Here is a 23,997-nt window from a genome sequence, read left to right on the forward strand (position 1 = left end):
GCCTCCTTTATTAAGTCGCGCACCATGACCTCGACGAACGACATCCGCCGCAGCTTCCTCGACTACTTCGGCTCGGCCGGGCACAGCGTCGTGCCCTCCGCGCCGTTGGTGCCGCAGAACGATCCGACGCTGATGTTCGTCAACGCGGGCATGGTGCCGTTCAAGAACGTGTTCACCGGCCTGGAAACCCGGCCGTACTCCACCGCTACTTCATCGCAGAAGTGCGTGCGCGCCGGGGGCAAGCACAATGATCTCGACAATGTCGGCTATACCGCGCGGCATCACACCCTCTTCGAGATGCTCGGCAATTTCTCGTTCGGCGATTATTTCAAGGAACAGGCGATCACCCACGCCTGGACCCTGCTGACCAAGGAATGGGGCCTTCCCGCCGACAAGCTGACCGCGACCGTCTATCACACCGACGATCAGGCGTTCGATCTGTGGAAGAAGATCGCCGGCCTCCCCGACCACCGCATCATCCGCATTCCGACCAAGGACAATTTCTGGGCGATGGGCTCGGATGGTCCGTGCGGTCCGTGCAGCGAGATCTTCTACGATCACGGCGATCACATTCCCGGCGGCCCTCCCGGCTCGCCGGACGAGGACGGCGATCGCTTCGTCGAGGTGTGGAACCTCGTCTTCATGCAGTTCGTGCAGGAAGCCGACACGATCATCGGCGATCTGCCGCGCCCGTCGATCGACACCGGCATGGGGCTGGAGCGGATCGCCGCCGTCATGCAGGGCGTGCACGACAATTACGATACGGACACGTTCAAGGCGCTGATCGCTGCCTCGGGCGCGCTGACCCACACCGCCACGACCGGCGGCAACCAGGCCAGCCACCGCGTCATCGCCGATCACCTGCGCTGCGCCGGCTTCCTCGTTGCCGACGGCGTGCTGCCGTCCAACGAAGGCCGTGGCTATGTCCTGCGCCGCATCATGCGCCGTGCGATGCGCCACGCGCACCTGCTCGGCGCCAAGGAGCCGTTGATGCACCGGCTGGTGCCGGCGCTGGTCGCCGAAATGGGCGCCGCTTACCCCGAACTCGTCCGTGCGCAGTCGCTGATCGAGGCGACGCTTTCGCAGGAGGAAACCCGCTTCCGCCAGACGCTCGACAAGGGGCTGAAGCTCCTCGACGAGGCGACCGCGGGGATGAAGCCGGGCGACGTGCTGCCGGGCGAGACCGCCTTCAAGCTCTACGACACCTTTGGCTTCCCCTATGACCTGACCGAGGACGCGCTGCGCGCCCAGTCGTTCGGCGTCGACCGTGCCGGGTTCGACGCCGCGATGGCGGAGCAGAAGCGCGCTGCGCGCGCCGCGTGGAAGGGCTCGGGCGCCAAGGCGTCGGACGAATTGTGGTTCGACCTCGCCGAGGAAGTCGGCACGACAGAGTTCACCGGCTATTCCAGCGATGTGGGCGAGGGCGTCGTGCTCGCGCTCGTCAAGGATGGCGTACGGGTCGAAAAGGCCGCGGCTGGCGATCAGGTCGACGTGATCGTCAACCAGACGCCCTTCTACGCCGAAAGCGGCGGTCAGGTCGGCGATGCTGGCACGATCAGCAGCGAGGCCGGCCTCGCCGCCGAGGTCACCGATACTTCGAAGCAGCTCGGCAAATTGTGGGTCCATCACGCCACGGTCGGCGCGGGTGAGATCAAGGTCGGCGACACAGTGAAGCTTGCGATCGACGTCGCGCGCCGCGCCGCGATCCGCGCCAACCACTCCGCCACCCACCTGCTGCACGAGGCGCTTCGCCAGCGGCTCGGCACGCATGTCGCGCAGAAGGGCTCGCTGGTGGCGCCCGATCGGCTGCGCTTCGACGTCAGCCATTCCAGCGCTATGACCGCCGAGGAACTGGCCGATGCGGAGGCCGCGGTGAACGCCAAAATCCGTCAGAACACGCCCGTCACCACCCGGCTGATGACGCCCGACGATGCCATCGCGATGGGCGCGATGGCGCTGTTCGGCGAAAAGTACGGCGACGAGGTCCGCGTCGTCTCGATGGGCAGCGACGATGGCGGGGAGACCTATTCGATCGAGCTGTGCGGCGGCACCCATGTCAACGCGCTGGGCGACATCGGCCTGTTCAAGGTGATCGGCGAGGGCGCGGTGTCCTCGGGCGTCCGCCGTGTCGAGGCGCTGACCGGCGAGGCCGCGCGCGCCTATCTCTCCTCGCGCGACGAGAAGCTGCGCGAGGCTGCCTCGGCGCTGCGCACCACCCCCGACGAAGTCCCCGGCCGCGTCACCTCGCTGCTGGAGGAAAAGCGCCGGCTGGAGCGTGAACTGGCGGAGGCGAAGAAGGCGCTGGCGATGGGCGGCGGCAGCGGCGCGGCGCCGGCCGGGCCCGAAACCGTCGGCGGCGTCGCCTTCGTCGGTCAGGTGCTGAACGGCTTCGAGGCCAAGGGCCTGCGCGGTGCGGTGGACGATGCCAAGAAACGCATCGGCTCGGGCGTTGCCGCGCTGGTCGCGGTCAACGACGGCCGCGCGACGGTGGCGGTCGGCGTCACCGACGATCTCGTCGCAACCTACAATGCCGTCGATCTGGTGAAGCGCGCCGTAGCTGCGGTTGGCGGGCAAGGCGGCGGTGGCCGGCCCGACATGGCGCAGGGCGGCGGCCCGGACGGCGACAAGGCCGACGACGCGCTCGCTGCCGTGCGCGCTGCACTCTAAGAAGCGAAGGCGGTCGCCTGAGGCTCGGCACCGTTCGGGCCTGACCCGGACGGTTGCCGCACTGCTGGATCCGGTTCAGCCGTTGGGACTTCTCAACCGGCTGGTCGGTTCAGGTACGCGCGTCTGGGTCGCGGCGGAGCCAGGAAGCGGCGGGGCAACTCGAGCCGACTTGGGATCGCCGCGCGGCTTTGCTCCGCCCGACAGGTCGAAGGCGTCCCGAATCACTTCAGCAATGTTGCTGGCCGGCGATCTGCGGACCGCGGCCGGGAACAGGCCGCGCGGGCCAGCATCTAGGCCGATCTTCTCCGCTTCCGGCCCGCACGCCTCCGGCAAGAGACCGGGTATTTGGCCGCGGCGCTGGTCCAGCCCCGCGGCCAGTCACTCACTTGCCGGCCATCGCCGCGTCAAGCTGCTCGGCGGTCATCCCGATCGTCACACCCTTCGGACCAGGCCCGAACGATCCGATCGGCAGCCGCGCATCGCCCTTGGCGGTGGTCAACGTGACGAACTGGCCCTCCACGGCCTTGATCGTGCCGAGCGAGTTTCCGCCGGCACCGTAAACTGTGGCGCCAGCGGTCAACTGCGACTGGAAATTCTGCGCGGCCTGCGCCGCGCCCTGTCCGGCCGCCGTCTCAAGTTCTGCCTTGGTCATGCCGAGCACTGGCCCCTTCGGCCCGGTGCCGAGCGAGGTGAGCGGGATGGATGCCTTGACCGTGCCAGTGTCGATCACGGCATTGGTGCCGTCGGTCGATGCGATTGTGCCCACCGTGCCACCCTGGGCATCATAAACGGTGCCGCCGACCGCCGGACCTGCACCGGCCGGGGCCGCAGCCGGGCTTGCTGGTGCGGCGGGAGCGGGAGCCTGGGTGCCTTGCGCATTTGCGGCGAGCGGCGTTGCGGTGGCAAGCAGCAGGAGTGCGTAACGGTACATGGTTACTCCTCTTTATTGGTTCGACAGTGCAACGAGGCCGCCGCACACCGGTTCCGTGCAAGCCACTCTCGGCGGATCGAGCCGTTCAAAGGATGAACAGAGCAATCGCCCGAGACTCACGCTATAGCTGAAGCGCTTACCTGCCAGAGGAGCGCGCCATCATGACCGATCTCTCCGACTTCCCGATCACCCGGCGTTGGCCACCGCGGCGGCCCGATGTTCTGCAATATTATGGCTTGCCCACACCAAATGGCGTCAAGGTCTCGATCATGCTTGAGGAGACGGGCCTGCCCTATGAGGTGCATCTGGTCGACTTCGCGACCAATGACCAAAAATCACCAGAGTTTCTGTCGCTAAATCCAAACGGAAAGATCCCCGCCATTCTCGATCCGCACGGGCCCGATGGCAGCCCGCTCGGCTTATTCGAAAGCGGAGCTATCCTTCTGTATTTGGCCGAGAAGTCGGGAAAGTTTCTCCCGACTTCCGCCGGTGATCGCTGGCACAGTGTTCAATGGCTGATGTTTCAGATGGGCGGCCTCGGGCCGATGTTCGGGCAACTTGGTTTCTTCAATAAGTTCGCTGGTCGCGAATGGGAGGATAAGCGCCCGCTCCAGCGCTACGTCGACGAATCCAAACGGCTGCTGGGCGTGATGGACGCTGCGCTCGAGGGCAGGCGCTGGTTCCTTGGGGACGAATATACGGTCGCCGACATTTCCATGATCGGCTGGGTACGAAACCTCATCACCTTTTACGAAGCGCGTGAAATTACTGGCTTTGATGGATTCCGGCATGTCGCCAAGTGGCTGGAGCGGGCGCTGGAGCGCCCTGCGGTTCAGCGGGGGCTGACGATACCGGCGCGAGGTTAACGCAGATAGGCAGTAATGGCGTCCCACGCCGGCTGCTTGGCAGTGCGCCCGACGGTGTGAAGCGGGCTGGAGGAGGGTAAGGCGAGAACGGCAAGGTTCCGTCCCTCCACCAGCGTTCGGCCAAGCGACAGCGCCTTGCCCCCGTTGAACGCGACGGCCCGCAGCGCTGGCAGTCGATCCAGCAAGGTGGGCAAATCGTTCGCTGCTGCGTCACGGATGGTCGCGTCCGTGCTGCCGACGCGCCGCGCGGTCGCCACGACATCCCACAGGGCGATCCGAGCCGCCTTCAACGCCTCAAGCCGCTCCTGATACCCGAGCGAGCGAAGGTCCTGCCCGACGATCGGCGTCATCAACTCCCAGAATTGGTTCTGCGGATGCGCGTAGTAGCGGCGCTCCGCCAGGCTTCGCTCGCCGGGCAGGCTGCCGAGAACAAGGACGCGCGCATCCGGCGCCGCCACGGGTGGAAATGATGATTTTACCGTCACATCCGTCTGCCTTCTAACGCCCACTTGCAAAGCACCGATCTGAGCTCAAGTCCTTGAATAACTTCGGTTGGCCGCGCCAGTAGCAGGGCTATCGCTGGCCAAAGACTAAGCCGCGGTTGCCGGGTCGCGCCCGCCGCGCCATCTAGGCGATCATGCACACTGCTTCAGACACGCTTTCGCTTATCGGCCATACCCCGCTTGTTCGTCTCAAGGGGCCCAGCGAAGCAACCGGTTGCGACATCTTCGGCAAATGCGAATTCGCCAACCCCGGCGCCAGCGTGAAGGATCGCGCGGCATTGTTCATCGTGGAGGATGCGGAGGCGCGTGGCGCGCTCCAGCCCGGCGGCACGATCGTGGAAGGCACGGCCGGCAACACCGGCATTGGCCTGGCGCTGGTCGCCAACGCCAAGGGGTATCGCACCATCATCGTGATGCCGGACACGCAATCCAAGGAGAAGATGGACACGTTGCGCGCGCTCGGTGCCGAGCTGGTGACCGTGCCCGCGGCGCCTTACTCCAGCCCGTGCCATTTCGTGCATCAGTCCCGCCGCATCGCGGAGGAAACGCCAGGGGCGGTCTGGGCAAACCAGTTCGACAATATCGCTAATCGCCGGGCTCACATCGTCGGCACTGCCGAGGAGCTCTGGGCTCAGATGGACGGTCGCATCGACGGCTTCACGTGCGCAGCCGGCACAGGCGGAACCATCGCAGGCGTCGGCCTAGGACTGAAGGAAAAGGACGAGCGGATTACCATTGCGCTCAGCGATCCGCACGGCGCCGCCCTGTACGAATTCTACGCTCACGGCGAGTTGAAGAGCGAGGGATCGTCGGTCGCCGAAGGCATTGGCCAGGGGCGGATCACCGCCAATCTGGAGGGGGCGCCGATCGATACGCAGTTCCGCATCTCGGATGCCGAAGGGCTGGAGTGGGTGGATCGGCTGCTCGCGGAGGAGGGGCTTTGTCTCGGTCTTTCGTCGGGCATCAATGTTGCCGGTGCGGTGCGCCTGGCCAGGGCGCTTGGCCCTGGCAAAAGGATTGCAACAATCCTTTGCGACACTGGCTTCCGCTACCTGTCGACCCTTCACAATCCTGCCTGGCGCGAATCGAAGGGGCTGTCGCTGGCGCGGCCTTGACCATCGGAATTCGACAAGCGCGCGACACGGCGTTAGAGTCGCACGACAAGATGAAGCAAGGCGCATCCTCTAGCCAGGCGATGCAGCGTGTTCGGGTCGGCATGGTCGGTCTGGCCGCTGTGATCCTTCTGATCGGCCTTGTCAGCGCTCTGTTCAGCGCGGCGAACCGCCAGCAGCCAGTCACTGCCGCGACTAGCGCGGCGGAGGTGGCGAACATGACCTCAGCCAACACTGCCTCCCCGGCGGATGCGGACAATGAGCCGCTGGCCCAGCTCGGAGTCGCGCCGAGCACTGCCGAAGCGAGCCCGGCTCCGGAAAACGCCCCCAAATGATTCTGGGTAAAATGGGGAAAGCTGGGGAACGGGCGCTGTTGCGCGCCCGAACCACTACTCTTGTCAGCGTTGCGCCAGGAACCAAGCGCGAACACACGTGCGCCACCTTGCTCAGGAGCGGCCGTTTCCCGTCGAGTTGAGCCGGTTTCCCCGATCCTCCCCGATTTTCCCTTCCCATCCCCGACCGTCGCTGATAATTGTTTAGCGACAGAGGGGCAGGACCACTGTTGTTTGCGGGTAGCGACAACCAAAGGGCGGCGAGGGCCGACTTTTGGAACAGGGTCTCTTGCGCGCCTTGTGCGAGGTGGGCGTGTCGGAACGGGTGGATTATCTTGGGAAGGGGGTCGGCCTTGTCGATGACAAGGGCCGGGTTGCCATTCCCAGCACCCTTCGCGCCGCCCTTGCCCAGAACGCTCCCCGGCCGGACGGCAAGGACGGCGGAACCGTGCTGGTGGGTGTTCATCCCGATTTTCCGTGCCTTATCGCTCATGATCGCGGCTACATCGAGTTCGCGAAGAATCAGCTGATCCAGCGCCAGAACGAAGCCGGGACGCACACCGGCTCCGCTGCTTATTATGCGCCGCGCATGCGCGGTGCCTCGGTCGAGCCAGTGCCGTTCGACGGAAGTGGCCGCTTCATCCTGCCCGCGGCCGAGCGCGAACTTGCTGGAATCGCTGACATCGCCTTCTTCCTTGGCGACTATGAAAGCTTCATGATCTGGGATCCGCGTGCGCTCGTGGCGCATGACGGCGTGGACGAGATGGTGAAGCGCCACGCAACGATCATGTGTCGCGACAAGGGTATCACGCTGTGACGGGTGGTCCGCACATTCCCGTCCTGCTTGATGAAGTGCTTGCCGCGCTTTCTCCTGCGCCGGGTGAGACCATCGTTGACGCGACCTTCGGGGCCGGCGGCTATACGCGGGCCCTGCTGGCCACCGGCGCGCGCGTCTTCGCCTTTGATCGTGATCCTGATGCGATCACCGCTGGGCAACAGCTGGCGGCGGCGGAGTCCGGCCTCACCCTCATCGCAGCGGAATTTTCACGGCTGGACAGGGAGCTTGCTGCTCGCGACGTCGTGGCGGTCGATGGCGTGACGATGGATATCGGCGTTTCGTCCATGCACCTCGATCAGGCGGCGCGTGGCTTCTCCTTCCAGCAGGACGGCCCGCTCGACATGCGCATGAGCCAGGAGGGGGAGAGCGCCGCCGACTTCCTGAACAATGCGGACGAGGCGGAGATCGCTGACGTGCTGTGGCGATATGGCGAAGAGCCCAAGTCGCGCCGGGTGGCTCGTGCCATTGTCGCCGCGCGGCCGCTGCAGACCACCGGCGATCTGGCCCGCGTGGTTCGCAAGGCACTGGGCCATCGGCCGCACGACAAGAAGGATCCGGCGACTCGCGCTTTTCAGGCCGTTCGCATCCATGTGAATCGTGAGCTTGACGAGCTGGCTGAGGGACTGGCCGCGGCGGAGCGGGTGCTCGCGCCGGGCGGGCGGCTGGCCGTTGTCAGCTTCCACTCGCTGGAAGATCGCATGATCAAGCGCTTTCTTCGCGAGCGTAGCGGCGGAACGCCGGCAGGGTCTCGGCATCGGCCGGCTGCGGTCGATACGCGGGAATCGACATTCGAGATCGTTGGGCGTGCCGTACGCCCGACTGCGGCGGAGGTAGCGCGCAACCCGCGCGCCCGATCCGCCACCTTGCGGATGGCGCGGCGGACTGCGGCGCCAGCATGGGGCGAGCTCAAAACAGATGTGGCGGGGCGGGCTGCGAGTGGAGACGAGTAAATGACGGCGGCGTATCGACTAAAGGGACTTGGGTGGTTCGGCGGCGTGGTGATCGTCTCGCTGAGCTTCTATCTTGTCAGCCTGCAAGTGGCGGCCGAGCGCAAGCGACTGGCGCAGATCGATGCAAAGATCAGTTCGGCGGAGCGCGACATTCGCGCTCTGGAGACCGAGTTTGATGTTCGGTCGAACCTCGCCCAGCTGGAGCGCTGGAATGGCGACACCCTTGCCCTTGTCGCGCCTACCGCTTCGCAGTTCGTGCGCGACGAGGCGCAGCTTGCTGCCATCAGCTTCCGTCCGGGCTCGCCGCTCCCCGGAGCCGCTCAGGGTGACGTTCAGACCGCCCAGTTGATCGTTCCCGCCCGCCCGTCCGAAATCGCCCCCGCGGTAATGGAGGACGTACCCGCCGCGCCGCCAGCGACTCTGGTTCAGGTGGCGGCCAAGCCTGCCGCACCACGTTCCGCCTCGGTCAAAGTGGCGGCTGCGGTGACGGAGCCTGCCCGCCCGGCAGTGATCAAGGCTGCGGTGACCACCAGCGGCGCGCCGACCGCTTCCATCCGCAAGGCGCACGCCGTTGCGATGCTGGACAAGTCGCTGTTGAGCGATGCCACCCTGGGTGACCTGATGAGCGGCGCTCGCAGCGAGCGAGGCCGCTTGCGTTGACGACAATGGTCGCCCGGGCGACGCGCCCAGCGCGCGTCAGCGAACAGCGGCAGGCGCTGCTTGCGACGCAGCACATGCGCCTGATGGTGCTGCTGCTGCTGTTCGCAGCGGCAATTCTGCTCGTGATCGTGCGCCTGGCGATGCTGGCTTTCGACGGCGGGCCGGAACGAGTGGCTGCCATCAGCACCGCGCCGCGCGGCGACATCGTGGATCGCAATGGGCAGCAGCTAGCCCGGACAATCGATGCATGGACAATCGGCGTCCACCCTCGGCGCTTACTTGGCGACCGCAGCGACATCGCAAAGAAGCTGGCCGATCTGATGCCGGACGTCGGCGACCAGCACCACTTTTATCGCCTGATCACCCGGGACGTGAACTTCACGTATCTGAACCGGCGTGCATCTCCGGCGCTCGTTCAGGCTGTGAATGCCATTGGTGAGCCGGGAATCGTCTTTGATCGCGAAACCCAGCGCCTGTATCCCCAGTCGACGCTGGCGGCGCACGTGCTCGGCTACATCGGAACCACGCAGAAGGATCCGACCGTTCACGGCCGACTTGGCATGGAGCGGGCCCTCGACGAACGGTTGCTGAACCCCGCCATGTCCGGAACGCCGGTCGTGCTGTCGATCGACAGCCGCGTTCAGGCTGCGATGGAGAGCGAACTCGGTCAGTCGATGGCGAGCATGCAGGCGCGCGCGGCTGCGGGTGTGGTGCTCGATGTCGATACCGGTGAGGTCATTGCGATGGTGTCCCTGCCGTTGTTCAACCCGAACCGGGTCGGCATGGCTGGCATCGAACAGCTGCGTAACACCGTGACCCAGAGCGTGTATGAGCTTGGATCAGCGTTCAAGCCGATCGCGATGGCGACGGCGATCGACACGGGCGTCGTCACCGACATGTCGCGCCGCTTCGATGCGACCGCGCCATTGCAGGTGGGCCGATTCCGCATCAAGGACGATCACGCGCAGAACCGCTGGCTCAACATCCCGGAAACCCTGATCCACTCGTCGAATATCGCCACCGCGCGAATTGCGGACGAGATTGGTGCGCAGCGTATGCAGACCATGTTCCGCAAGCTGGGTTTTGACACCAAGCCGGACATCGAACTGGTGGAAAAGGGCCGTCCGCTCTGGCCGCACTATTGGGCGCGCACGACCGTCATGACTACCGCCTACGGCCATGGTATCGCGGTCACTCCGCTTCACCTCGCCAATGCTTATGCGACGCTGGTGAACGGCGGCGTCTGGCGGCCGACCACGCTGTTGAAAGTGCAGCCGGGCGCCGCGGCCAAGGGCCGGCGCGTGATCAGCGAGGCAACCAGCGCTCGCATGCGTCAGTTGCTGCGATTGATTGTTACCGACGGGACGGGGCGCAAGGCCGAGGCGCCGGGTTACCGCGTGGGTGGAAAGACCGGTACCGCGGAGGCGGCAGAGAAGGGCGGCTATGCGCGGAACCGGAACGTGTCGACGTTCGCCGCTGCCTTCCCGATGGACGCCCCACGCTACGTCGTGCTCACCATGATGGATAGTCCAAAGCGAGTGGAGGCTAACCTCTTCCAGACCACGGCAGCTTATACCGCGGCGCCGGTCGTCAGCCGCGTCATCAGCCGTACGGGCGCGATGCTTGGCGTGATCCCCGACGCGCAACGGGACATTGATGTTCGCGAATTGCAGGGGCTGCTCTGGCATGCGCCGGGCGACAAAAAGGTTGAGGCCGAATGAAGCTGGGTGCGCTCACCGGTGGTGACCAGGCCGAAACGGTGACGGGCTTCGCAATCGATCACCGGAAGGTTGCGCCGGGCACCGTCTTTGGCGCTTTCGAAGGAACCCGGGTAAACGGCGAGGACTTCATCCCTGCCGCCATAGCCGCCGGCGCGATCGCGGTGGTAGCCCGTCATGAAGCGCTCGTTGAGGGCGCGGTGCACATTGCGGCGGACAATCCTCGTGCCTGCTTTGCCGAACTCGCTGCTCGCTTCTTCGCGCCATTTCCCGCAACGTGCGTTGCCGCCACCGGCACGAACGGCAAGACGTCGACCGTAGAGCTCACACGGCAGCTGTGGAGAATGGCCGGCCATTCCGCTGCCTCGATCGGCACACTGGGCGTCACCACCTCCGACGAGCGGGTCACGACCGGTTTGACCACGCCGGACGTGGTCACCTTCCTGTCGAACGTGGCCGGGCTTGCACGCGAGGGCGTGAGCCATCTGGCATTTGAGGCATCGAGCCACGGCCTGACGCAGTATCGCACGGAAGGGCTTCACGTTTCGGCGGCAGCGTTCACCAATCTCAGCCGAGACCACCTGGACTACCATGGCGACATGGCGGCCTATTTCACCGCCAAGCTTCGGTTGTTCGCGGAGGTGTTGGCGCCGGAAGGGACGGCGGTCGTATGGGCCGACGATCCGCACTCAGAGCGTGTCGTCGACCTCGCTCGCGCCCGCCGCAATCGCCTTTTCACCGTGGGAGAGCACGGCGACGACCTGCGCCTGATCTCCCGCGATCCGACGCTGCTGGGCCAGGGGCTTGTGATACTGGCGGATGGCGTGGAACACCGCGTCAACCTGCCGTTGATCGGCGCATATCAAGCAGCGAACGCGCTGATCGCGGCCGGTCTGGTGATCGCAACCGGCGGTGACACCGCAGCAACGATCAGCGGCTTGGCCCGCCTTCAGCCCGTTCGCGGGCGCCTGGAACGCGCCGTCATCGCTCCCAGCGGCGCGCCTGTCTACGTCGATTACGCGCATACGCCTGACGCGCTTGACGCTGCGATTGCGGCCCTTCGACCCCATGTCACCGGCCGGCTAATCCTCGTCTTCGGGGCTGGCGGCGACCGCGATCAGGGCAAGCGGGAGCCGATGGGCGAGATCGCCGCCGCCCGTGCGGATCTGGTGATTGTCACTGATGACAATCCGCGCAGCGAACAATCCGCGGCGATCCGCGCCGACATCCTCAAGGGTGCGCCCAACGCGATCGAGCACGGCGATCGCCGCGGAGCCATCCGGCTCGCCATTCAGCAGGCGAGCGCGGACGATATCGTGCTGATCGCCGGGAAGGGGCACGAACAGGGACAGATCGTGGGGGATCTGGTCCTGCCATTTGATGACGTGAATGTAGCCAGGGAGGTTGCAGGTGAAGCGTAAGTTCGTTGTGCCGTCCAAGCCAGTGGTCAGCGAGGGGGAAAAGCCGCCGCGCGAGCGGCGCACCCTAGGGCTGCGGTTCGAACTGGTGACTGGCGACGCCGTGAGCGGGCTGCGTTGAGCCAGTGCGACCAGGCTGACTCCAGGTTAGCACCTGTTGCAGCACACTGGCGTTGGCGCCCCCGGATGGGATCCGGCGCCCTCCAACGCTGGGCGCGCAGCACCCATCGCGATTGCCGCGCGACCGCGCTGTTCCTGGTGCTATAGAGCCGCATGGAATACCTCTGGACCTCCGCTGATATCGCCGCTGCGACCCGCGGCCACGCCGCCGGCACGTTTGTCGCCAGCGGCGTCGCCTTCGATTCACGTGAAGTCGGACCAGGCGATCTGTTCGTAGCGTTGCGTGGTGAGGCCACGGACGGGCATCGCTTCCTCGATCAAGCGTTTGCCCAAGGTGCCGCCGGCGCGATCGTCTCAGCGGATTCTGCCGGCCCGCACGTGCGAGTTGACGATACGTTCGCCGCGCTCGAGGACCTCGGCAGGGCAGCCCGCGCCCGTACCGACGCGAAGGTCATTGGCGTCACTGGCTCGGTCGGCAAGACCTCGACCAAGGAGGCACTTTTTGCCGCGCTCGATCGGGGTTCGCCTGGCTCCACGCACCGTTCAGTCAAGAGTTACAACAACCACACCGGGGTGCCGCTCAGCCTAGCGCGCATGCCCGCATCGACGCGCTTCGGTGTGCTTGAAATGGGGATGAACCATCCAGGTGAACTCGCCCACCTGACGACGTTGGTTCGTCCGCATGTGGCGATCGTGACAGCCATCGCGCCAGCGCACACCGAATTCTTTCCCGACGAGAGCGCCATTGCCGACGCAAAAGGCGAGATCTTCCGCGGCCTGGAACCGGGCGGCGTAGCGATCGTGCCGTATGACAGCCCGCACCGTGACCGTCTCATAGCGGCGGCAACACCCTATGCGGCGCGCATTGTCACATTTGGTACCTCACGCGAAGCGGACGTGCGCCCCCTCGAGACTATGCCGGTCCGCACTGGCGGTACTTTCGTGTCGGCGAAAGTTGGTGAGCGTGAATTAAGTTTCACCGTTGGTCAGCCCGGCGCGCATTGGGTATCCAACTCGTTGGCCGTACTGGCGGCGGTGGATGCCGTTGGTGGTGACCTCGGGCTTGCGGGCCTCGCGCTCGCGGATCTTGGAGGGCTTCCGGGCCGCGGCGCGCGCTTCCTTGCAAGCATCAAGCAGGGGAAAGCGCTGGTCATCGACGAAAGCTACAACGCCAATCCTGCCTCGATGGCCGCGACACTTTCGGTGCTCGGCGCCGAGCCGGGCCGCCACGTCGCGGTGCTGGGCGAAATGCGTGAGCTTGGCGCCGGATCGCCCAGCTATCACGCGGACCTGGCGGAGCCGCTGGCCGCAGCACGCGTCGAAGCGGCGCTGCTTGTCGGCGAAGCGATGACTCCGCTTGCACAAGCGCTTGAGGGGCGGATAGATTTCGTCCATGTGCCCACCGCCGCAGCGGCGCTGGAGGTTCTTCCCGGAATACTCGCGCCGGGTGATGCGGTACTCGTCAAGGGATCGAACGGGGTCGGGCTGTCGCGGATCGTCGCGGCACTCGCCGGGGGCATGGCATAGTGTTGTACTGGATCGCCGAGCAGCTCGGTTTCCCGGGTATTCTCAATCTTATCCGTTATCTGTCGTTCCGCACCGGCGGCGCCATCGCAACGGCGTTGTTCATCGGCCTGATCATCGGGCCAAAGTTCATCGGCTGGCTTCGGGTGCGGCAGGGCAAGGGACAGCCGATCCGGGCGGACGGACCACAGACTCATCTCGCCAAGCGCGGAACGCCCACGATGGGCGGGCTCATGATCCTGACGAGCCTTGCGCTTTCCATTCTGATCTGGATGGACTTGCGCAATCCGTTCGTCTGGGCGTGCCTGTTCGTCACTCTCGGTTTCGGCGCGATCGGTTTCCTGGACGATTATGACAAGGTTCGTAAGGCGAGCACCGCGGGCGTCCCTGGGCGTGTGCGTCTGCTGCTGGAATTTGCAATCGCGGGCATCGCTGCCTGGATCATCAGCTACGAGAACGGGACTGGCCTCTACTTGCCGTTCACCAATCGCGTATATCTGGAACTCGGCTGGTTCTTCCCGGTATTCGCAGCCTTCACGATCGTGGCCTTCGGCAATGCCGTGAACCTCACCGATGGTTTGGATGGTCTCGCCACCATGCCGGTGATCATCGCCTCAGTCGCCTTCATGCTGATCGTCTATCTGGCCGGTAACGTGAAGTTCGCCGACTACCTTGGCATTCCCCATGTTGGCCGGGCCGGCGACTTGGCGATCTTCTGCGGTGCGATGATCGGCGCGGGTCTGGCCTTCCTGTGGTACAATGCCCCGCCGGCGGCGGTGTTCATGGGGGATACCGGTAGCCTTGCTTTGGGCGGCGCACTGGGCACGATCGCGGTCGTCGCGCATCACGAGATCGTCCTTGGGATCATCGGCGGCCTCTTCGTGGTCGAGGCGATGAGCGTCATCATTCAAGTCTTCTGGTACAAGCGCACTGGCAAGCGCGTGTTCCGCATGGCGCCGATCCACCACCATTTCGAACAAATGGGCTGGAGCGAGCCGACCGTGGTCATCCGTTTCTGGATCATCAGCCTCGTGCTGGCGCTCGCCGGTCTTTCGACGTTGAAGCTCCGGTGATCATCTCCCCGACCTGGGCTGGCCAGCGCTACGCGGTGCTGGGGCTTGCGCGTTCCGGTCTGGCGGCAGTGCGCGCTCTTGCCGCGGCTGGCGCGTATGTTGTCGCTTGGGACAGTGATCCTGCCGCGCGCGAGCGGGCGCAAGAGATCGACGGCGTGATCGTGCATGACATCGCCACGCTAGACCTGACGGGCGCCGCTGCCCTTGTGGTATCACCGGGTGTCCCGCTGAACACGCATCCGATCGCCGCGCAAGCGCGTGCAGCCGGGGTACCAATCATTGGCGACATCGAGTTGTTCGCGCAGGCGAGAGCCCATCTGCCTCCGCACAAGGTGGTTGGCATAACGGGAACCAACGGCAAATCGACGACTACCGCATTGGTCGCTCATATCCTGGAAACGGCCGGCCGCCCGGTGCGGATGGCGGGAAACATCGGTCTGCCGATCCTCAGCCAGGATCCGCTTGCCCCCAATGAGAATGGCAGCGGGATCTACGTTCTTGAGCTGTCGAGCTATCAGATTGATCTCACCCACCGGCTCGACTGCGACGTCGCTGTGCTCCTCAACATCACGCCCGATCATCTCGATCGCTACAACGGTTTCGCCGCCTATGCCGCCTCGAAGGGCCGTCTCTTCGCGATGCAATCCGCCGATCACGATGCAGTGATTGGCATCGGTGATGCACCCTCGGCGGAAATCGCCCGTGGCTTGTCTAGCCGGGGCGAGCATTTGACCAAGATCGCGCCTGGCGTCTGCATGGATCAGTCTCGCTGGCCTTCGCTCCAAGGGCCTCACAATGCGCAGAACGCCCTGGCCGCGATCGCGGCCGCGCGGGCGCTTGGTGCGGAAGAGGCCGTCATTGATCGTGCTCTCGAAACCTTCCGGGGCCTGCCGCACCGCATGGAAAAGGTTCGAGAGGTGAATGGCGTCGCCTTCATCAACGACAGCAAGGCGACCAATCCGGAAAGCGCCGCGCCTGCTCTGGCGGCGTTCAGTCGCGTGCACTGGATCGTGGGCGGCAAGGCAAAGGGCGAGGATCTCGATGCCTGCCTGCCCCATCTTGATCATGTCGTGCGCGCTTATGCGATTGGTGATGCCGCCCCGGTATTCGCGCAAGTGCTAACGGGGAAGGTGCCCGTCGAGGAGGCAGGGACTCTCGAGGCGGCAATTGCCAGTGCGGCGAGTCAGGCCGTTCCCGGCGATGTCGTCCTGCTCTCGCCGGCAGCTGCCTCGTTCGATCAGTTCCGCGACTATGAGCACCGCGGCCAGGCATTTCGCGAAGCAGTGGGGGGACTGTCTTGACGGATCGCGCGACCACGAACGGCCTACGCGGGCGGCTCAAGGAAAGGGGTGGCCGCGGCGATCGCTCGCCGCTGGGTACGTGGTTCTGGGACACGGACCGCATGCTGCTGCTGCTGACGTTCGCGTTGATCGCCGTGGGTCTGCTGTCCGTTGCCGCCGCGTCTCCCGCAACGGCGATGCGCTATTCGGGCGAGCAGTTGAAGATCCAGCCGCTCCACTATTTCTGGCGGCAGGTGATGTGGGTGGCCGTATCTTTGCCCGTGCTGATCGGCATTTCGATGTTGCCGGTCCATCTCGCCCGCCGCGCTGCGGTGGTGGGCGCGATGGTGTTCAGCTTCATGCTCCTGCTGGTGCTGATCCCGGGCGTCGGCGTCGAGGTGAACGGCGCAAAGCGCTGGCTGGGCGTCGGCGTCTCGCAGTTCCAGCCGTCCGAGTTCCTGAAGCCCTGCTTCATCGTCACGGTTGCGTGGCTGCTCTCGTTGCGCACGAAGGAAGAGGGACTGCCGCTCACCGCCATTACCTTCGGCATGACGGCTGCGATCGGCGCGTTGCTGATGCTTCAGCCGGACTTCGGGCAGACGATGGTTTTCGGGTTGGTTTGGATAACCCTGCTTGTGATCGCGGGCACGCCGACAAAGACGCTTGCGGCCTTTTTTGCGATGGCGCCGGTGGGCGTCGGTGCCGCCTATATGTTCTACGGCACCGCTCGCACCCGCATCGACAGCTTTCTGTTTCGTGATCCGAACGAAGCGGAGGGCGCGCACTTCCAGACCGACGCTGCGCACCGCACGCTCACGTCGGGGGGCTGGACCGGAACGGGGCCGGGCGCCGGCACGTCCAAGTTCGGCTTGCCCGAGGCGCATACCGACTACATTTTCTCGGTAATCGGCGAGGAGTTTGGCTTGATCGCCTGTATGGTGATCGCGCTGCTGTTTCTGGCGATCGTTGCTCGCGTGTTCGTGAAGATGCTGGACGAGCAGGATAGCTTCAAATTGCTGGCCGCGTCGGGTCTGGCGACGCAATTCGGATTGCAGGCGCTGATTTCGATGGCTGTGAACACCGGGCTCGCGCCGTCCAAGGGGATGACATTGCCGTTCATCAGTTATGGTGGCTCATCAATGATCGCGTTGTCGATCGGCATGGGCCTGTTGCTTACCTTCACGCGTCGCAACCCGTTCCTGTTGCGCAGCCCCTATGTCGCCCGCTGGGGGAACGCGGCATGAGCCGTGCCCGACACTTTGTACTCGCGGCTGGCGGCACTGGGGGCCACATGGTCCCGGCGGCTGCGCTGGCAGAAGAATTGATGCGGCGCGGGCACCGTGTTGCTCTGGTCAGCGACGAGCGCGGCGTCCGCTTTCCCGGCTTGTTCGATGGCGTGCAGACCCATGTCCTTCCCGCCGGCCGGCTTGCCGGTGGGCCCGTGGGTTGGGCCAAGGCGGCGCGCGAGATGTGGCGCGGCCGGGCCATGGCGCGCGAACTGTATCGCACCTTCAGGCCGGCGGCGGTGATCGGGTTCGGCGGTTATCCCGCGTTTCCTGCGCTCGCTGCTGCCTTTGCGGAGAAGATCCCGACGGCCGTGCATGAACAGAACGCCGTTCTCGGCCGGGTGAATCGGCTGGTTGCGGGGCGCGTTGATGCAATCGCGACATCCTACGGGAAGACGGAGCGACTGAAGCAGAAGTACGAGGGCAAGGCGCACCACGTCGGGAACCCGGTACGCGAAGCCGTGCTGGCCCTGCGCGCCCGGCCATATCCGCTGCTTGAGGAAGACGGTATTTTCCGGGTTCTGGTGACTGGCGGCTCACAGGGTGCGAGCGTTCTGTCGAAAGTGGTTCCGGATGGCTTGGCGATGCTGCCGGTCGCATTCCGTCGTCGGCTACAAGTGACGCATCAAGCGCGGATCGAGGACATCGACGCCGCGCGCGCAAAATATGCGGAGCTTGAGATCGCTGCAGATCTCGCAACCTATCTGCCCGACCTGCCAGAGCAACTCGGTTGGGCGCACTTGGTGATCGCGCGGGCGGGGGCCTCCACCATCTCCGAACTTACAGCTGCAGGGCGTCCGGCAATCCTGGTACCGCTGCCGGGCGCCACTGATGATCACCAGACGGCGAACGCGCGTGAGATCACCGCGGCGGGCGGCGCTCGGACCATTCCTCAGAATGCGTTCACGCCGAGCGAACTTGCCAAGCAGATGCAGAAGCTGGGGCTTGATCCGGCAGCGCTTGAGAACGCCGCTGGACGCGCGCGTGCGTGCGGAAAGCCGGAGGCAGCACGCGACCTGGCCGACCTCGTAGAAAGCCTTGATGCGCCAACCGCGAAGCTGCCGGTCGGTGCTGCAAAGCCGAAGGAGGCCTTCGCATGAAGGGCGTCGCAACCGACATCGGGACTATCCACTTCGTCGGCATCGGCGGTATCGGCATGTCCGGTATCGCCGAGGTGATGCACAACCTTGGCTATAGCGTGCAGGGATCTGACGTGGCCGAAGGTTACGTCATCGAAGGGCTGCGTGCGCGCGGGATCAAGGTGACGATCGGGCATGATGCCGCGAACGTCGACGGTGTTGCCGTGGTGGTCATCTCCACCGCCGTGAAGCGCGGCAATCCGGAGGTTGAGGCTGCGCTCAATCAGCGCATCCCTGTTGTCCGGCGTGCCGAGATGCTTGCTGAACTGATGCGGCTGAAGTCGACGGTGGCGGTCGCCGGCACCCACGGCAAGACCACTACGACCTCGATGATTGCTGCGCTCCTCGATGCTGGCGGCGTTGACCCCACGGTCATCAACGGCGGAATCATCAACAGCTACGGCTCTAACGCGCGTCTTGGCGACAGCGACTGGATGGTGGTGGAGGCGGACGAGAGCGACGGAAGCTTCCTGCGCCTCGACGGGACGATCGCGGTGGTCACGAACATCGACCCCGAACATCTCGATCACTACGGCAGCTTTGAAAAGGCCAAGGATGCCTACGTCGAGTTCGTGGAGAACGTGCCCTTCTACGGCGCTGCTTTGCTTTGTTTGGACCATCCCGAGGTGCAGGCGCTGATCCCACGCGTGCGTGACCGTCGGATTGTCACCTATGGCTTCGCGGCCAGTGCTGATGTTCGCGGCGTCAACGTCGCTCCGTATCCGGGCGGCAACCGCTTCGAAGCGTTGATCCGGCACCGGGACGGCACCGTTCGTTCGATCGAGAACATCGAGCTGCCGATGCCCGGCCGACACAATGTTCAAAATGCTTTGGCTGCGATCGGGGTCGCGCTGGAACTCGGCATCGGCGACGCTACCATTCAGCATGGCTTCCAGAAGTTCGGGGGAGTCAAGCGGCGCTTCACCAAGGTTGGGGAAGTGGCAGGTGCCGTCGTGATCGACGACTATGGTCATCATCCGGTCGAGATCCGCGCGGTTCTGGCCGCTGCGCGAGAATCGGCGCAGGGGCGGGTGATCGCGGTGGTTCAGCCGCATCGCTATTCGCGGCTGAGCAACCTGATGGATGACTTTCAGGGAGCTTTCAACGACGCGGATCAGGTCTATGTGACGCCGGTCTATGCCGCCGGCGAAGCGCCGATCCCTGGCGTCGACGCAGCCGCGCTGGTCGAAGGGCTGAAGCGTCGTGGCCATCGTGCGGTGGCATCGGTGGCGAACATCGACGAACTAGCCGCAACTTTGGCGACTGAGGTGCGCTCACAGGATCAGATTGTCTGCCTGGGCGCCGGCGACATCACGAAGTGGGCGGCTGCCCTTGCGCCCGCGATCGAGGCGCACAGGTGAACACCCAGGACCTCCCCCGGGTTCGCGGCCGGCTAACCGCTGATGCGCCGCTCGCGCCGCTCGTCTGGTTCAAGTCGGGCGGCTCGGCGCAATGGTTGTTTGAGCCGGCCGATGTCGAAGACCTCGCGCAGTTCCTCGCTGATCTCGATCCCGCCGTGCCGGTGATGGCGCTTGGTCTGGGTTCGAACCTGATCGTGCGTGACGGCGGCGTACCGGGCGTGGTGGTCCGGCTGGGCAAGCCGTTTGCGTCTGTCGAAAGGCTCGACATGACGACGCTCCGGTGTGGCGGCGGGGCGAGCGGTATCCTGGTGTCCTCTACGGCTCGTGATGCAGGCATTGCTGGTGTCGAATTCCTGCGGTCAATCCCGGGAACGGTCGGCGGGTTCGTTCGGATGAACGGCGGTGCTTATGGGCGCGAAACCGCTGACGTGCTGGTTGAGTGCGACGTCGTGCTTCGCACCGGCGAGCGGCAAACTCTTCCGGTGGAGGCACTAGGTTACACCTACCGACACTCGGAGCTTCCCGAGGGCGCCATCGTGGTGAGTGGCACGTTCCGCGGCGTGCCGGGGGAGACTGCGGCAATCCAGGCCGAAATGGACCGCATCGCCGCCAGCCGCGAAGCGTCCCAGCCGCTCCGCTCCAGAACCGGCGGGTCGACGTTCAAGAATCCTCCGGGCCACAAAGCCTGGGCGTTGGTGGACGAGGCGGGTTGCCGGGGGCTTCGTCGCGGCGACGCGCAGGTCAGCGAGAAGCACACCAACTTTCTGCTGAATCTCGGCGGCGCGACCAGCGCCGACATTGAGGCGCTGGGGGAGGATGTGCGAGCGCGGGTAAAGGAGAAGAGCGGGGTGACGCTCGATTGGGAAATTCAGCGGGTGGGAGTTCCCTCGTGATCAGTGACGGACCGGAAAGCATGTTCATCGCCCCGGCCACGCTGGACGCGTCCCGGTGTTTGGCGCCCAGCGTCATGGCAGGTGGTCGTGGCTGAGGCTGTGTCCCCGATCCATATCGCCGTCCTGATGGGTGGCTGGTCGGCAGAGCGGGAGGTCTCGCTCTCTTCCGGCGCCGGCATCGCCGATGCTCTCGAAAGCCTTGGTCACCGCGTCACTCGGATCGACATGGATCGCGATGTCGCCGCCCGTCTTGCGGCGGCGAAGCCGGATCTCGTCTTCAATGCGCTTCACGGCTCGCCGGGAGAGGACGGTTCGATCCAGGGCCTGATGGACATCATGGGGCTGCGCTATACGCACAGTGGTCTCGCCACTTCCGTGATCGCGATCGATAAGGTGCTGACAAAGCAGGCACTGGTGCCGCATGGTGTCCCGATGCCCGGCGGACGGATCGTCTCCACAAAGGATCTGTACGCCGGCGATCCGCTGTCCCGCCCCTATGTGTTGAAGCCCGTCAATGAGGGCTCCTCGGTCGGTGTCGCGATCATCACGGACGAGGGCAATTACGGCAATCCGATCAACCGCGATGCGAAGGGGCCGTGGCAGGAATTCGATCATCTGCTCGCCGAGCCTTATGTGCGCGGTCGCGAACTAACGACAGCCGTGCTGGGCGATCGAGCGCTCGGGGTAACCGAGCTTCGGCCGAAGTCAGGCTGGTATGATTATGATGCGAAATATACCGACGGTCTGACCGACCATATTTTCCCGGCGCCGATCCCTGACGAGATCGCCGAGGCCTGCATGGCGATCGCCTTGCGCGCCCATCAACTGCTGGGTTGCAAGGGGTGCAGCCGCGCCGATTTCCGCTGGGATGATTCTCAGGGCGCTGACGGACTGTTCCTGCTGGAGGTGAACACCCAGCCGGGCATGACTCCGCTCAGCCTGGTGCCGGAACAGGCGCGGCACCTAGGCATCAGTTATCCGGCGCTGGTGCAGGCCATCGTTGATGAAGCGCTGAGGGAAGGAGCATGAGCCGCTCGATCACTCGCGGTGGTCCGCAGCGTCGCCCCACCGTTCGCCGGCCCCCGCCGAAGAAGTCGCTGGGCGATCGCCTGATCACAGCATTGCCGGTGAGTGAGGCGGCACTCCGTCGCGCCGTTACGTGGTCAATCCTCGGGTTGGGCGGCGCAGTGGCCATCGCGACCGCCTCGTGGTTCGGCGTGCCGGGGGCCATCGGCACTGCGATGGCAGACACGACCGGTCAGATGGGGCTTCGTGTCGAGCAGGTGGATATCACCGGCATCAAGCGGATGAATCGCGAAACCGTGTACGCCGTGGCGTTGGAAGAACAGCCAAAGGCGATGCTACGGGTCGACCTCGAGCTGATCCGGCAGCGACTGCTGGCGTACGGCTGGATCGCCGATGCCTATGTCTCGCGTCGTCTCCCCGACCGTTTGCTCATCCACATCGTGGAGCGTGAGCCGGCGGCAATCTGGCAGAATGGCGGCGCGCTCACGCTCATTGATGCGAAGGGCGTGCCCCTGGAGCCGGTGGACCCCAGCCGCATGCCGGATCTGCCGCTGGTGATCGGACCCGGTGCCGATCGGCAGGAAGCGGCATACCAGCGCCTTCTCGCGGCTGCACCGGCACTGAAGCCACGGGTGAAGGCGGCCACATGGGTCGGCAATCGCAGATGGGATATCACCTTTGACACTGGCGAGACGCTCGCGCTGCCGCAGGACAATGCCGCGGGCGCCCTGGTGAAGTTCGCGGAGCTGGACGGCGCGCGTTCGCTGCTGGGCAAGGGATGGCTGCGGTTCGACATGCGCGACCCTGCCAAGCTGGTGGCGCGAAAGCCGGGAACCGATATGGAGCAAGCGGTTCCGGAAACGGGAGCGGGCGCGGCAGTCGAGAGCGCGCGTTTCGCTCGGATCGACGAAGTCTAAGACGGCGCACGGGGCAGAACGGGGAGCAGGGGCATGGCGAAGGCGGCACCGGAAGGGATCATCACTGCGCTGGATATCGGCACCTCCAAGGTGTCGGCGATGATCGCGCAGCGTGGCGATGGCGGAGAGCTGATCGTGCTTGGCACGGGACAGCGCGAATCAAAGGGCGTGAAGCGCGGCTATATCGCTGATATGGCGCTGACCGAGCTTGCCGTGCGCGAGGCTGTGGCACAGGCCGAGCGTATCGCCGGATTCAACATCGAGAACGTCTGGGCCGGCTTCTCCGCTGGCGGGCTGGTCAGTGACGAGGCCTTCATCGAGGTTGAGCTCAACGGCCATCGCATCGAGCAACAGGATATCGACGCCTTGTTGCAAGAGGGGCGGCAGGCGATTGATCCGCAGGGCCGGATGGTCCTGCACGCGCAGCCGGCGCTGTACACGCTGGACGGCCTGACTGGCGTGAAGAAGCCGCTTGGTCTCCACGCCGACCGGCTTGGCGTTCATATCCATGTGATCGCGGCTGACGGTTCGCCGGTCCGCAATCTGGACCTGACCGTCCGCTCGGCTCACCTCGAGGTGAAGTCGATCATCGCGTCACCGGTGGCTACGGGCCTGGCTTGCCTCAGCGAAGAGGAACGCGACCTTGGCGTTGCGCTCGTGGAGATCGGCGCCGGCATCACCAACGTCTCGCTGTTCGCCGGTGGGATGCTGGTGGGTTTGAAGTCGATACCGATCGGGTCATGCGACATCACCGACGACATCGCTTCGGCGTTCGGCACGACCCGCGGTCAGGCGGAGCGCATGAAGTGCTTCCACGGCTCGGCCAATGCCTCACCGCGCGACAATCATGAGATGATCGCAATCCGTCCCGGCCGCGCAGATGACGACGCCGATCCGCTGCAGATCACCAAAGCGGCATTGATCAGCGTAATTCGTACCCGGCTCGAGCATCTCGTGAACGAAGTGCAGGTGGCGCTCAGGGAATTGAAGTTCGAGGGGCCGGTCGGGCGGCAGGTCGTGCTGACCGGCGGCGGGGCCGAGCTGAAGGGCATTGCGGACTATGCTCAGCAAGTGCTCGGCCGTTCGGTTCGCGTCGGTCGCCCGCGCGGATTGACCGGGTTGCCTGACGCACATGGCGGCCCCGGCTTTGCAACCCTGGCCGGCCTCGCGTTTTTTGCCGCATCCGATCCTGTCGATCTGCGTGGGCTTGTGCCGCAGCAGCAGATGGTGGTCCGGCAAAAGGGCCTAACAGCGCTCAGGCGTTTGTTTCAGGCGGCGAAGGCAAATTATTGATCCCGCGACGCTGCTTTTCGGCTGGCACCGGGCCTTTCAATGTTGCACTAAGTTTAATGGCGATGGCGGGCCAGTGTTTCGTGCCCGAAA

Annotated in this window: 22 protein-coding genes; 20 read left to right on the forward strand and 2 right to left on the reverse strand. The window is 65.0% G+C overall.

All coding sequences use genetic code 11. From position 1 onward, the window contains the following. Nucleotides 1–24 precede the first annotated feature (24 nt). Nucleotides 25–2,667: an alanine--tRNA ligase gene (gene alaS / locus LK535_RS08895; protein ID WP_227771528.1), complete on the forward strand. Its 2,643-nt coding sequence runs from the start codon at nt 25–27 to the stop codon at nt 2,665–2,667. 382 nt (nt 2,668–3,049) lie between these two features. On the opposite strand, the gene LK535_RS08900 is transcribed toward alaS, so the two are convergent. Next, nucleotides 3,050–3,598 carry a hypothetical protein gene (locus tag LK535_RS08900; RefSeq protein ID WP_227771529.1) on the reverse strand — a complete coding sequence of 183 codons (549 nt, stop codon included), beginning with the start codon at nt 3,596–3,598 and terminating at the stop codon, nt 3,050–3,052. A 161-nt stretch (nt 3,599–3,759) separates the two neighbouring features. On the opposite strand from LK535_RS08900, the gene LK535_RS08905 reads away from it, so the two are divergent. Next, nucleotides 3,760–4,464, forward strand: coding sequence for a glutathione S-transferase family protein (locus LK535_RS08905; protein ID WP_227771530.1), 705 nt, complete (start codon nt 3,760–3,762; stop codon nt 4,462–4,464). Here LK535_RS08905 and LK535_RS08910 read toward each other — a convergent pair. Beyond that, entirely contained in the window at nt 4,461–4,949 is a 489-nt protein-coding gene (locus tag LK535_RS08910) for a DNA-deoxyinosine glycosylase (protein WP_227771531.1), read from the reverse strand. The two genes, LK535_RS08905 and LK535_RS08910, sit on opposite strands and share 4 nt — an antisense overlap. A 152-nt stretch (nt 4,950–5,101) precedes the next feature. Between LK535_RS08910 and LK535_RS08915 the strand changes: the two genes are divergently transcribed. From LK535_RS08915 to ftsA, 18 genes are all read left to right on the forward strand, one after another. After that, complete coding sequence (locus LK535_RS08915; protein ID WP_227771532.1) at nt 5,102–6,082, forward strand: cysteine synthase A; 981 nt, start codon at nt 5,102–5,104, stop codon at nt 6,080–6,082. Then, the gene (locus tag LK535_RS08920; protein ID WP_227771533.1) at nt 6,079–6,414 is read left to right on the forward strand and encodes a hypothetical protein; all 336 of its coding nucleotides are present in this window, start codon (nt 6,079–6,081) and stop codon (nt 6,412–6,414) included. The genes LK535_RS08915 and LK535_RS08920 overlap by 4 nt, the downstream gene beginning before the upstream one ends. A gap of 271 nt (nt 6,415–6,685) precedes the next feature. Further along, on the forward strand, nt 6,686–7,228 hold the full coding sequence (locus LK535_RS08925) for a division/cell wall cluster transcriptional repressor MraZ (protein WP_227771534.1): 543 nt from the start codon (nt 6,686–6,688) through the stop codon (nt 7,226–7,228). Continuing rightward, entirely contained in the window at nt 7,225–8,199 is a 975-nt protein-coding gene (rsmH, locus tag LK535_RS08930) for a 16S rRNA (cytosine(1402)-N(4))-methyltransferase RsmH (RefSeq protein WP_227771535.1), read from the forward strand. The genes LK535_RS08925 and rsmH overlap by 4 nt, the downstream gene beginning before the upstream one ends. After that, nucleotides 8,200–8,859 carry a hypothetical protein gene (locus LK535_RS08935; protein WP_227771536.1) on the forward strand — a complete coding sequence of 220 codons (660 nt, stop codon included), beginning with the start codon at nt 8,200–8,202 and terminating at the stop codon, nt 8,857–8,859. After that, nucleotides 8,856–10,580: a peptidoglycan D,D-transpeptidase FtsI family protein gene (locus LK535_RS08940; RefSeq protein ID WP_227771537.1), complete on the forward strand. Its 1,725-nt coding sequence runs from the start codon at nt 8,856–8,858 to the stop codon at nt 10,578–10,580. Before LK535_RS08935 ends, LK535_RS08940 begins: the two co-directional genes overlap by 4 nt. Next, a complete protein-coding gene (locus LK535_RS08945; protein WP_227771538.1) occupies nt 10,577–11,998 on the forward strand; it encodes a UDP-N-acetylmuramoyl-L-alanyl-D-glutamate--2,6-diaminopimelate ligase in 1,422 nt (473 codons plus the stop codon). Before LK535_RS08940 ends, LK535_RS08945 begins: the two co-directional genes overlap by 4 nt. Beyond that, the gene (locus LK535_RS16785; RefSeq protein ID WP_265334116.1) at nt 11,988–12,116 is read left to right on the forward strand and encodes a hypothetical protein; all 129 of its coding nucleotides are present in this window, start codon (nt 11,988–11,990) and stop codon (nt 12,114–12,116) included. The genes LK535_RS08945 and LK535_RS16785 overlap by 11 nt, the downstream gene beginning before the upstream one ends. A 152-nt stretch (nt 12,117–12,268) precedes the next feature. Then, a complete protein-coding gene (locus LK535_RS08950) occupies nt 12,269–13,642 on the forward strand; it encodes a UDP-N-acetylmuramoyl-tripeptide--D-alanyl-D-alanine ligase (protein ID WP_227771539.1) in 1,374 nt (457 codons plus the stop codon). Further along, on the forward strand, nt 13,642–14,712 hold the full coding sequence (gene mraY, locus LK535_RS08955; protein WP_227771540.1) for a phospho-N-acetylmuramoyl-pentapeptide-transferase: 1,071 nt from the start codon (nt 13,642–13,644) through the stop codon (nt 14,710–14,712). The genes LK535_RS08950 and mraY overlap by 1 nt, the downstream gene beginning before the upstream one ends. Then, nucleotides 14,709–16,013, forward strand: a complete 1,305-nt coding sequence (gene murD, locus LK535_RS08960) for a UDP-N-acetylmuramoyl-L-alanine--D-glutamate ligase (protein WP_227771541.1) — start codon at nt 14,709–14,711, stop codon at nt 16,011–16,013. Before mraY ends, murD begins: the two co-directional genes overlap by 4 nt. Next, the gene (ftsW, locus tag LK535_RS08965; RefSeq protein WP_227771542.1) at nt 16,010–17,236 is read left to right on the forward strand and encodes a putative lipid II flippase FtsW; all 1,227 of its coding nucleotides are present in this window, start codon (nt 16,010–16,012) and stop codon (nt 17,234–17,236) included. The genes murD and ftsW overlap by 4 nt, the downstream gene beginning before the upstream one ends. Next, nucleotides 17,233–18,378, forward strand: a complete 1,146-nt coding sequence (murG, locus tag LK535_RS08970; RefSeq protein ID WP_227771543.1) for an undecaprenyldiphospho-muramoylpentapeptide beta-N-acetylglucosaminyltransferase — start codon at nt 17,233–17,235, stop codon at nt 18,376–18,378. The genes ftsW and murG overlap by 4 nt, the downstream gene beginning before the upstream one ends. Continuing rightward, nucleotides 18,375–19,778 carry a UDP-N-acetylmuramate--L-alanine ligase gene (gene murC / locus LK535_RS08975; protein ID WP_227771544.1) on the forward strand — a complete coding sequence of 468 codons (1,404 nt, stop codon included), beginning with the start codon at nt 18,375–18,377 and terminating at the stop codon, nt 19,776–19,778. Before murG ends, murC begins: the two co-directional genes overlap by 4 nt. Beyond that, entirely contained in the window at nt 19,775–20,671 is an 897-nt protein-coding gene (gene murB, locus LK535_RS08980) for a UDP-N-acetylmuramate dehydrogenase (protein ID WP_227771545.1), read from the forward strand. The genes murC and murB overlap by 4 nt, the downstream gene beginning before the upstream one ends. Before the next feature lie 126 nt (nt 20,672–20,797). Further along, nucleotides 20,798–21,700: a D-alanine--D-alanine ligase gene (locus tag LK535_RS08985; RefSeq protein ID WP_415837118.1), complete on the forward strand. Its 903-nt coding sequence runs from the start codon at nt 20,798–20,800 to the stop codon at nt 21,698–21,700. Beyond that, the gene (locus LK535_RS08990; protein WP_227771547.1) at nt 21,697–22,614 is read left to right on the forward strand and encodes a cell division protein FtsQ/DivIB; all 918 of its coding nucleotides are present in this window, start codon (nt 21,697–21,699) and stop codon (nt 22,612–22,614) included. Before LK535_RS08985 ends, LK535_RS08990 begins: the two co-directional genes overlap by 4 nt. Before the next feature lie 33 nt (nt 22,615–22,647). Continuing rightward, nucleotides 22,648–23,907 (forward strand): cell division protein FtsA, encoded by a 1,260-nt coding sequence (gene ftsA, locus LK535_RS08995; RefSeq protein ID WP_227771548.1) that lies wholly within the window; start codon nt 22,648–22,650, stop codon nt 23,905–23,907. Nucleotides 23,908–23,997 lie beyond the last annotated feature (90 nt).

The sequence above is a fragment of the Sphingomonas sp. IC4-52 genome, from assembly GCF_020707225.1.
Classification (GTDB): Bacteria; Pseudomonadota; Alphaproteobacteria; order Sphingomonadales; family Sphingomonadaceae; genus Sphingomonas.

Coding starts and splice junctions, on each gene's coding strand:
- LK535_RS08990 (WP_227771547.1), top strand. CDS start 21,697: ATGAGCCGCTCGATCACTCGCGGTGGTCCGCAGCGTCGCCCCACCGTT.
- LK535_RS08950 (WP_227771539.1), top strand. CDS start 12,269: ATGGAATACCTCTGGACCTCCGCTGATATCGCCGCTGCGACCCGCGGC.
- murC (WP_227771544.1), top strand. CDS start 18,375: ATGAAGGGCGTCGCAACCGACATCGGGACTATCCACTTCGTCGGCATC.
- murG (WP_227771543.1), top strand. CDS start 17,233: ATGAGCCGTGCCCGACACTTTGTACTCGCGGCTGGCGGCACTGGGGGC.
- LK535_RS08915 (WP_227771532.1), top strand. CDS start 5,102: ATGCACACTGCTTCAGACACGCTTTCGCTTATCGGCCATACCCCGCTT.
- ftsA (WP_227771548.1), top strand. CDS start 22,648: ATGGCGAAGGCGGCACCGGAAGGGATCATCACTGCGCTGGATATCGGC.
- LK535_RS08945 (WP_227771538.1), top strand. CDS start 10,577: ATGAAGCTGGGTGCGCTCACCGGTGGTGACCAGGCCGAAACGGTGACG.
- LK535_RS08905 (WP_227771530.1), top strand. CDS start 3,760: ATGACCGATCTCTCCGACTTCCCGATCACCCGGCGTTGGCCACCGCGG.
- LK535_RS08900 (WP_227771529.1), bottom strand. CDS start 3,598: ATGTACCGTTACGCACTCCTGCTGCTTGCCACCGCAACGCCGCTCGCC.
- alaS (WP_227771528.1), top strand. CDS start 25: ATGACCTCGACGAACGACATCCGCCGCAGCTTCCTCGACTACTTCGGC.
- LK535_RS08935 (WP_227771536.1), top strand. CDS start 8,200: ATGACGGCGGCGTATCGACTAAAGGGACTTGGGTGGTTCGGCGGCGTG.
- LK535_RS08985 (WP_415837118.1), top strand. CDS start 20,798: ATGGGTGGCTGGTCGGCAGAGCGGGAGGTCTCGCTCTCTTCCGGCGCC.